The 7,985-nt window shown below is 31.8% G+C and carries 8 protein-coding genes; 3 read left to right on the top strand and 5 right to left on the bottom strand.

All coding sequences use genetic code 11. The features are described 5' to 3' along the window. Positions 1–47: 47 nt before the first annotated feature. Positions 48–752 carry a PspA/IM30 family protein gene (locus tag QHG34_RS14540; protein ID WP_282630959.1) on the bottom strand — a complete coding sequence of 235 codons (705 nt, stop codon included), beginning with the start codon at positions 750–752 and terminating at the stop codon, positions 48–50. A gap of 12 nt (positions 753–764) precedes the next feature. Further along, entirely contained in the window at positions 765–1,157 is a 393-nt protein-coding gene (locus QHG34_RS14545; protein ID WP_038332747.1) for a type III secretion system chaperone family protein, read from the bottom strand. A gap of 93 nt (positions 1,158–1,250) precedes the next feature. On the opposite strand from QHG34_RS14545, the gene QHG34_RS14550 reads away from it, so the two are divergent. After that, positions 1,251–1,910 carry a helix-turn-helix domain-containing protein gene (locus QHG34_RS14550; protein ID WP_282630960.1) on the top strand — a complete coding sequence of 220 codons (660 nt, stop codon included), beginning with the start codon at positions 1,251–1,253 and terminating at the stop codon, positions 1,908–1,910. Between the two features lie 30 nt (positions 1,911–1,940). On the opposite strand, the gene QHG34_RS14555 is transcribed toward QHG34_RS14550, so the two are convergent. Together QHG34_RS14555 and QHG34_RS14560 are read right to left on the bottom strand one after the other, a co-directional pair. Beyond that, positions 1,941–2,507 (bottom strand): hypothetical protein, encoded by a 567-nt coding sequence (locus QHG34_RS14555; protein WP_282630961.1) that lies wholly within the window; start codon positions 2,505–2,507, stop codon positions 1,941–1,943. Positions 2,508–2,517: 10 nt separating this feature from the next. Further along, the gene (locus QHG34_RS14560; RefSeq protein WP_282630962.1) at positions 2,518–3,726 is read right to left on the bottom strand and encodes an acyltransferase family protein; all 1,209 of its coding nucleotides are present in this window, start codon (positions 3,724–3,726) and stop codon (positions 2,518–2,520) included. Positions 3,727–3,834: 108 nt separating this feature from the next. Here QHG34_RS14560 and aspA point away from each other — a divergent pair, with 108 nt between their 5' ends. Next, on the top strand, positions 3,835–5,232 hold the full coding sequence (gene aspA, locus QHG34_RS14565; protein ID WP_282630963.1) for an aspartate ammonia-lyase: 1,398 nt from the start codon (positions 3,835–3,837) through the stop codon (positions 5,230–5,232). Positions 5,233–5,329: 97 nt separating this feature from the next. Here the strand turns inward: aspA and QHG34_RS14570 are convergent, their stop codons facing one another. Further along, positions 5,330–6,472, bottom strand: a complete 1,143-nt coding sequence (locus tag QHG34_RS14570) for a DEAD/DEAH box helicase (RefSeq protein WP_282630964.1) — start codon at positions 6,470–6,472, stop codon at positions 5,330–5,332. A gap of 245 nt (positions 6,473–6,717) precedes the next feature. Between QHG34_RS14570 and QHG34_RS14575 the strand changes: the two genes are divergently transcribed. Further along, positions 6,718–7,890, top strand: coding sequence for a trans-sulfuration enzyme family protein (locus QHG34_RS14575; RefSeq protein ID WP_282630965.1), 1,173 nt, complete (start codon positions 6,718–6,720; stop codon positions 7,888–7,890). The last annotated feature ends 95 nt before the right edge of the window (positions 7,891–7,985 follow it).

Raw genomic sequence — 7,985 nt, forward strand, 5'->3', positions numbered from 1 at the left:
TTAAGATCTGAAATTTTTTATAGAAATAACTCACTATAAAAAGTGATTTATTCTTGATTTTTTGACTGAATTTTTAGCTTCAAAGCTTCTAATTCATTCTGAATCAAATCTCCTTTCAAAGTATCATTAATTTCATCATCAGCCGTTTTTGAATTATCCGCTAAACTTCCGTAAGCTTGCGCAAGCGCTTCGTCTTCTTCTACTTTGGCTTTCATGCGTTCTAACATACTAATGGTGCTATTCGCATCAATTTTTGCCATTTGTTTGTTCACTTGTTTTGTGGCATCAGCAACTTTTACACGCGCTTTTAATGTTGTTAATTCATTTTCCCATTTATTAATGTTGAATTTTAGAACTTCGACATTTTTATGGACTTCATTTGCAGATTTTTCATGAATAATTACTTGATTTTCTAATTCAGTAATTTCTTCTAACAATTGATTCTTTAAGCCCAAAGCTTCTTTCGCTAAACTTTCGGCTTGTTCAACTGTAATTTCACTTCGCCCAGCTTTTTCTAACAAAAGAATTGCTTTTCGTTCGTAATCTGCCGCTTCTTCTTTCTTTTTGTCTACGCTATTTTGCGAACGAATTGCCATCGCTTTTACTTTTGCATAAGCTTCTAATGATTGATTAAGATCATCGCGCATTTCGCGAATTCCTTGTTCAGTCATTTTAATTGGGTCTTCCATTTTTTCGACAACCGAATGTATTTCCGCTTGTCCAATTCTAAAAATACGTTTGAAAATATTCATAGTGATATTGTTTTATTGTTTAGAAAATTCGATTAATTGAGCAGAATATTCGCTCATCAATAAGCTCAAAGAGTTTAACGTTGCTTCAAATTCGTTTTGATCAAGATTCGCAATTTGAAGTGTGTAACGATAAATAACTTTGTTTCCGTCTTCTGTTATTGCAAAAGCACCATGAATGATATCGCGATTTTTCATCAACAAAGCTTTTAGCATTTCCAGATTATCATTTGTAATTGTAAATAAATACAACTCGAAAATGATAACAGGTGGTGCAATTCCTACAATCAGATTTTGAACACCATCCAATAAATTTTCAATCATAAAAACACCTTCTTTTTCGTCTTTGTAACTGATGGTGTAATTGATGTTTTGAATAAAATTTTCAATCTTAGAAAAATAATTCATTTTGTTGTTATTAGTGTTTTTTGTAATTTGTTTCCATAAAATTAAACAATTTGCTAAAATAATTAGCAAATAAAAATGTTAAAATTTTAAATAATGACAAAAATAGGTGAAAATATAAAGAAATTAAGACAGGTTAAGAACTTAACTCAACAGGCTTTTGCTGATTTGTTTGAAGTTAGTAGAGGAAATATTTCATCTTACGAAGAAAAACGTGCAGAACCAAAAATTGAAACGATTTCTCAAATTGCTAAATATTTTAGCATTCCAATAAGTCATTTGATCGAAAAAAACTTAACAGTTAACGAAATATTACACTTTGATAACTATTTTGAGGAAGCTGATATGTTGCGAAATGTTAAAAATTTGAGCGCGATTCCTTTTTTATCTCGAGAAGTTATTCAAGCAAAAAAAGAGTTGTTTTCGAACTTAGAAAATTATCCTTCAATCTATTTTCCGATTTATAATTCGCATCAATTTATTGCGTTAGAATATTCTTCGAGTATCGCTTCACCTATCGATTTTACAGAAGAAGAGTCGTCTATTTTATTTTTTGAGCATTTGGAAGTGGAAAATTTACATTTGGTTAATGATAAATTTGGTTTGTATTTGAATGATGATGAAATTTTTGTCGGAAAATTTATTCAACGCGAAAATCAGTTGATTTTGGAATTAAATCAATGGAAACAAATTATTTTTGATGTTGAAAATATTCAGCATTTTTATCAGTTTTATGCTGTTTATAAGAAGGTTTAGCTAGAATAGAGGATTGATTATGGTGTGTTTTTATTTTGTTTTTAAAGTAACTAATCGCATTTTAAAATCAATAAAATCTACTGTTTTGTTTCCATCTTGGTCATAAGATATAAGAGTCTCACCAGCTTGTTGATAATTATAATTTTTAGGCAATCCGAACTTTTGAATTAAATTATCGTATTTTAAATATTCTTTTGGTCTGGAATTATAAAAAGTCAATGCAGATTTAATGTCATATAATAAGGTATCTGAAATTTCATGTAATTGTCCATTTTTAAAAATTAATCGTTCTTCATAGAGGCACGAACAGTATTTGTCCTTTCCAACGGAAAAGCTAAAATCACTTGGACAATCATTGATTTCTTTAGAAGATTTTAATTTTTCCAAACGATTAATAATTGAATTAAATTCGTTCTCATTAATTAAAACAATTTCAGAATCTTTATTATAATACCCATTGTTTTCTTGACATTCAGGAGGTATATTATAATCTACGTAATTAGGAGGAAAAGACGCAATAATATCATTGATTTCTTTTTGTTCATTGCAAGAGAAAAAATAGAAAAGACTTAATAATCCAATAATAAAATACTTCATAATTAAGATTTTAAACTTTAATATAAATCTTCTTTTTGTCTAATAAATAAGCTAGCCACCAAAAGAAAGCTAAGAAAATTAGCGAATAAATAAATGAACCAATTTCTGGAATTCCAGGAATTTTTGCACAAACATTTTCGTAGAACCAACCCAATGGTGAAATGAATTTGATTTCGCCTTTATCATTTAAACCAGCTTCAATTCTGATTAAACCTAATAATCGAGGTAATAATCCGCTCAAAACAAAGATGAATAAAGGATTTTTTCCGAAAACATCAAAGAATTTCATGAAGCTATTTTTGATTCCTAAAATTTCAATAAACCAAATCATTGCGCCAATTGTCAAGATCGCTAAACCAGTTGTGTTGAAAACATAAGAGCTGCTCCAAATCTTTTTATTGTATGGAAAGTCCCATTGCCAAACGTAACCAATTGTCAACGCAATTGTTCCTAAAACAAATAAACCAGCTAACATTTTATATTGCGGATTGTCAGTTTTTGGTAACGGACGATTCAACCAATTGATATTCCCTTGTTTCTGAATATAATCACCAACCAAATACCCAAATAAAACTTGTGGAATGGTAGAAATTGTACTGAAAATTCCTTCTGGGTCAAATGGAACGCCTTCTCCTTTGTAAATATGTGCTAAACCAAGCAATTGATTATCTATTTTAGTTCCGATAAAACCTTCTAACGAATAAGGATCAGAAGTTCCAAGTCCGAAAGTTAAAACCCAATAAAATAAAAGAATCGCACAACTTATCAATAAAACTTGTTTTTGTTTAAAATAAAAAGCAATCACAGAAGCAAAAAAATAAGCAATTGCAATTCGTTGTAAAACGCCCATAATTCGGATTCCGCTTTCTTCTGAATCTTTCCATGCTTTGAAAATAAGTTCATTGTTATCCCACTTAAAAAATGGCCACCAATTGATGAATAATCCAATTCCGAAAATTAGAATTGTTCGTTTTATTACTTTTTGCCAAAAAATCTGTTGAGGTTGTTTTTGCAATTTAGGAATTACAAAAGCCATTGCATTTCCTACTGCGAATAAAAAGAAAGGAAAAACCAAGTCTGTAGGCGTACATCCGTGCCAGCTTGCATGTTTCAAAGGTGCGAACATAGCTGACCAATTGCCAGGATTATTGACTAAAATCATCAACGCAACAGTTGCGCCACGAAAAACGTCTAAGGAGTAATAACGAGCTGCTTTCATCTTTTTTGTGTTAATGTTTTAAAGATATAGATTTTTTGAAATTTTTAGTAAAAAGCTTTCGTCTTTTATCCTTTAATAATTCTTACCTTTAATTGACATAAATAAACAATGAATAAAATGAGAACGGAGTCTGATTTATTAGGAGAATTACAAATTCCTGAAACGGCTTATTATGGTGTGCAAACGCAGCGCGCTATTAATAATTTCAAAATTTCGACGAATTATTTGTCACATTATCCCGAATTTGTAAAAGCGCTTGGTGTGGTGAAATTAGGTGCTGCACAAGCAAATCATGAATTAGGAATATTATCGAAGGAGTTATTTGAGGCAATTTCTTTTGCGTCGAATGAATTGATAAATGGTAAATATTTAGATCAATTTCCGATTGATATGATTCAAGGTGGAGCAGGAACTTCGACTAATATGAATGCGAACGAAGTAATTGCCAATATTGCTTTGGAACATTTGGGGAAACAGAAAGGAGATTATCAATTTTGTTCGCCAAATGATCATGTCAACCTTTCTCAGTCTACAAATGATGCATATCCATCAGCTTTGAAATTGGCTTTGTTTGATATGAACAAACCGTTGGTTGAAGCGTTAACAAACTTATATTTAGCCTTTGATAAAAAAGCAAAAGAGTTTGAGAATGTAATCAAAATGGGGCGTACGCAATTACAAGATGCGGTTCCAATGACGCTTGGACAAGAGTTTGAAGGTTTTGCGAATACATTACACAAAGAAGTTGATAATTTGAATAGAATTGCTGCCGAATTATTGGTGATTAATATGGGTGCAACTGCAATTGGAACTGGATTGAATGCTGTTCCAGGTTATGCGCAATTGTGCACAACTAAAATCGCAACAATTTTGAATGAAGATGTTGTTTTGGCAGATAATTTAGTGGAAGCAACTTCGGATACGAGTTCGTTTGTGGATTATTCTTCTGCGTTGAAACGTCTTTGTGTGAAGTTGTCAAAAATTTGTAATGATTTACGTTTGTTGACTTCAGGTCCGAGAACAGGTTTGTTTGAGATTAATTTACCTCCAAAACAACCAGGGTCTTCGATTATGCCAGGGAAAGTGAATCCAGTAATTCCGGAAGTTGTCAATCAAGTTTGTTTTAAAGTGATTGGAAATGATTTGTCAATTACAATGGCTGCAGAAGCGGGACAATTACAGTTAAACGTAATGGAACCTGTAATTGGTTTCTCGATTATGGAATCTATTCAATATTTAACAAATGCGATGAATACGTTACGTGTTGAATGTGTAGACGGAATTACAGCGAATGCAGAGCATTTAAAAAATGAAGTTCAGAATAGTATTGGAATTGTGACGGCGCTAAATCCGTATATTGGTTATAAAGCAAGTACAAAAATTGCGAAAGAAGCTTTAGAAACGGGTGGAAGTGTTTATCAATTAGTTTTAGATCATGGTTTATTGTCGAAAGAACGTTTGGACGAAATCCTTGATCCTAAAAATATGCTTGGACCACATATTTAAAGTGCATAATGAAAAAAGAAAAATGATATAGCAAAAAATTATGAGTAATGAGTTCAGAGAAAACTTAGAACTTATTACTCATAACTTAAAACTTATTTTAGAATCCGTGCAAATTCACCTCATCAGTTGGAAGTAAATCAACTTTTTTACCCATTTTTTTCTGAATGATTTTGAAATGATGCAAATCTTCTTCTGTAATCAAACTAATTGCTTTTCCGTTTGCATTCGCACGACCTGTACGCCCAATTCTGTGTACATAATCTAAAGGCGAACGAGGTAATTCGTAATTAATAACAGTTGGTAAACCTTCGATATGGATTCCGCGTCCAATCAAATCTGTTGCAACCAAAACTTTAACATCACCTAGTTTAAAATCTTCCAAATTATCCATTCTCGCACCTTGGGATTTCTTACTATGAATCGCCATTGCAGAGATTTTATTCTTTTTTAATTTTTCGACCAAATTATCCGCAGTTCGTGTCGAAGAAACAAAAACCAATACTTGCTCTAAATTTTCAGATTTGATTAAATAACGTAAAAAAGGACCTTTTGTTTCTGCATCAACCTTGTAAGCAATTTGCTCGATTTGTTCTAAATCAATTTCTTGCTTTTTGATTTCAACAACAATTGGATTTATGTTTAATGTAGATTTTATTTCATCAATTTTATCATTTAAAGTGGCAGAAAAAAGAATCGATTGTTTCTTTTTCGGAACACTTTTCAGGATTCGATTCATTTCATCTCCAAATCCCATCTGAAACATTTTGTCCGCTTCATCAATCACCAAATATTGCAATTGATCTAACGTAAATGCATTATGATCCATCAAATCCAATAATCGACCAGGCGTTGCAATTAGAATTTCTGTTCCATACAAATTTTTCATCTGTGGATTAATCGAAGTTCCTCCATAAACAGCTTGCGTTTGTACTTCACGACGTAAAGCAGATTGTAATCCTGCAAAAGTTTGCTCAATTTGAACTGCTAATTCACGTGTTGGAACTAAAATCAAGGCTTTTACAGCACGAGATTTTTCGTACGATTGATGCTGAATTTTTTGTAACAAAGGCGCAACAAAACACAACGTTTTTCCAGAACCAGTTTTTGCAATTCCCATCACATCTTTTCCTTTAAGAATAGATGGAATTGTTTCGGTCTGAATTTCAAAAGGTTTTAAAAATCCAAGTTTTGTAATTGCTTTTGATAAATATGGTGATAATCCTAAATTTTCGAATGACATAAATTGATATAAGACTGCAAAGGTAGAGATTAAATCTGAATGATATTTTATGAAAAATTGTTCGAATCATCATTTTTAATCATAATGAAAATGAAAGATTTACTTTCGATTCTGAAATATTTCCAAAAAAACATTTTATAATCGAATTTTAAAATGAAAATCATAAATAAAAACAGAAATAATTTCGGTTTAAAACTTGTAAAAAAGCTTTTGACTTAATGAAACTATCGTTAACTTTGATTCTTATGAAAAAAGATCAGTCTAAGATAATTCGTGAGCAAGCACCAAGATCAGCTACTCGCGAGCATTCGGTTCCATTATATTTAACATCAAGTTTTATTTTTGATAGCGCAGAACAAGGTCGCGCAATTTTTGCGGAAGAAGAGCAAGGGATGGTGTATTCGCGTTATGCAAATCCAAATACAACAGAGTTTATTAATCGTGTTTGTGCGTTAGAAAAAGCAGAAGCTGGATTGGCTTTTGCATCAGGAATGGCAGCGGTTTTTGCATCATTTGCATCATACATCAAAAGTGGAGATCATATTGTGTCGAGTCGTGCTATCTTTGGTTCTACGCATCAATTAATTACGCAATTGTTTCCGCGTTGGGGTGTAACTTATACTTATGTTGAAACGCCAAATATCGAAGATTGGGAAAAAGCAATTCAACCAAATACGAAAATTGTTTTCTTAGAATCACCTTCAAATCCTGGATTAGAATTATTCGATTTAGAAGCTTTAGCAAAATTGAAAGAAAAACATCCACATGTTATTTTTGCAATTGACAATTGTTTCGCAACGCCATATTTACAACAGCCTTTGCAATTTGGATTTGATTTATCGATACATTCTGCAACAAAATACATGGACGGACAAGGTCGAGTTTTAGGTGGAGTCGTTGTTGGAAATGAGGAATTAATCAACGAAATGATGTTTTTTATTCGTCATACAGGACCAGCAATGTCTGCTTTTAATGCATGGACAATTTCTAAAAGTTTAGAAACTTTACCTCTTCGTATGGATCGTCATTGTGAAAATGCATTGGCTTTGGCAGAAGCGTTGGAAAATCATTCTGAAATTGAAGATGTTAAATATCCATTTTTACCATCGCATCCGCAATATGAGTTAGCAAAAAAACAGATGAAAGGCGGTGGCGGAATCGTTACATTTGAGGTAAAAGGCGGAAAAGAGCGTGCTTTTGAATTTATTGATGCATTAGAAATGATTTTATATACATCTAATTTAGGAGATTCGAGATCGATTGCTACGCATCCTGCAACAACAACTCATGCAAAATTATCAGATGCAGAGCGTGCAGATTTAGGAATTATGCCGGGTTCTATTCGATTATCAGTCGGTTTAGAGGATAAAACAGATATTATCGAAGATATTTTGCAAGCATTAGAAAAAACGAAGTAATAATATTTTAAATCAATATGTAAATTTTCAGCAAAAAGTGGACATCTAAGACCTAAAATTTAAGGTAGTGTTTTTAAAATCATTAACTTTAATTA

The sequence above is a fragment of the Empedobacter sedimenti genome (genome assembly GCF_030005555.1).
GTDB lineage: Bacteria > Bacteroidota > Bacteroidia > Flavobacteriales > Weeksellaceae > Empedobacter > Empedobacter sedimenti.

Excerpts from the sequence above, each read along its gene's own strand:
- QHG34_RS14545 (WP_038332747.1), bottom strand. The coding sequence starts at position 1,157 with ATGAATTATTTTTCTAAGATTGAAAATTTTATTCAAAACATCAATTAC.
- QHG34_RS14570 (WP_282630964.1), bottom strand. The coding sequence starts at position 6,472 with ATGTCATTCGAAAATTTAGGATTATCACCATATTTATCAAAAGCAATT.
- QHG34_RS14555 (WP_282630961.1), bottom strand. The coding sequence starts at position 2,507 with ATGAAGTATTTTATTATTGGATTATTAAGTCTTTTCTATTTTTTCTCT.
- QHG34_RS14550 (WP_282630960.1), top strand. The coding sequence starts at position 1,251 with ATGACAAAAATAGGTGAAAATATAAAGAAATTAAGACAGGTTAAGAAC.
- QHG34_RS14540 (WP_282630959.1), bottom strand. The coding sequence starts at position 752 with ATGAATATTTTCAAACGTATTTTTAGAATTGGACAAGCGGAAATACAT.
- QHG34_RS14560 (WP_282630962.1), bottom strand. The coding sequence starts at position 3,726 with ATGAAAGCAGCTCGTTATTACTCCTTAGACGTTTTTCGTGGCGCAACT.
- aspA (WP_282630963.1), top strand. The coding sequence starts at position 3,835 with ATGAATAAAATGAGAACGGAGTCTGATTTATTAGGAGAATTACAAATT.
- QHG34_RS14575 (WP_282630965.1), top strand. The coding sequence starts at position 6,718 with ATGAAAAAAGATCAGTCTAAGATAATTCGTGAGCAAGCACCAAGATCA.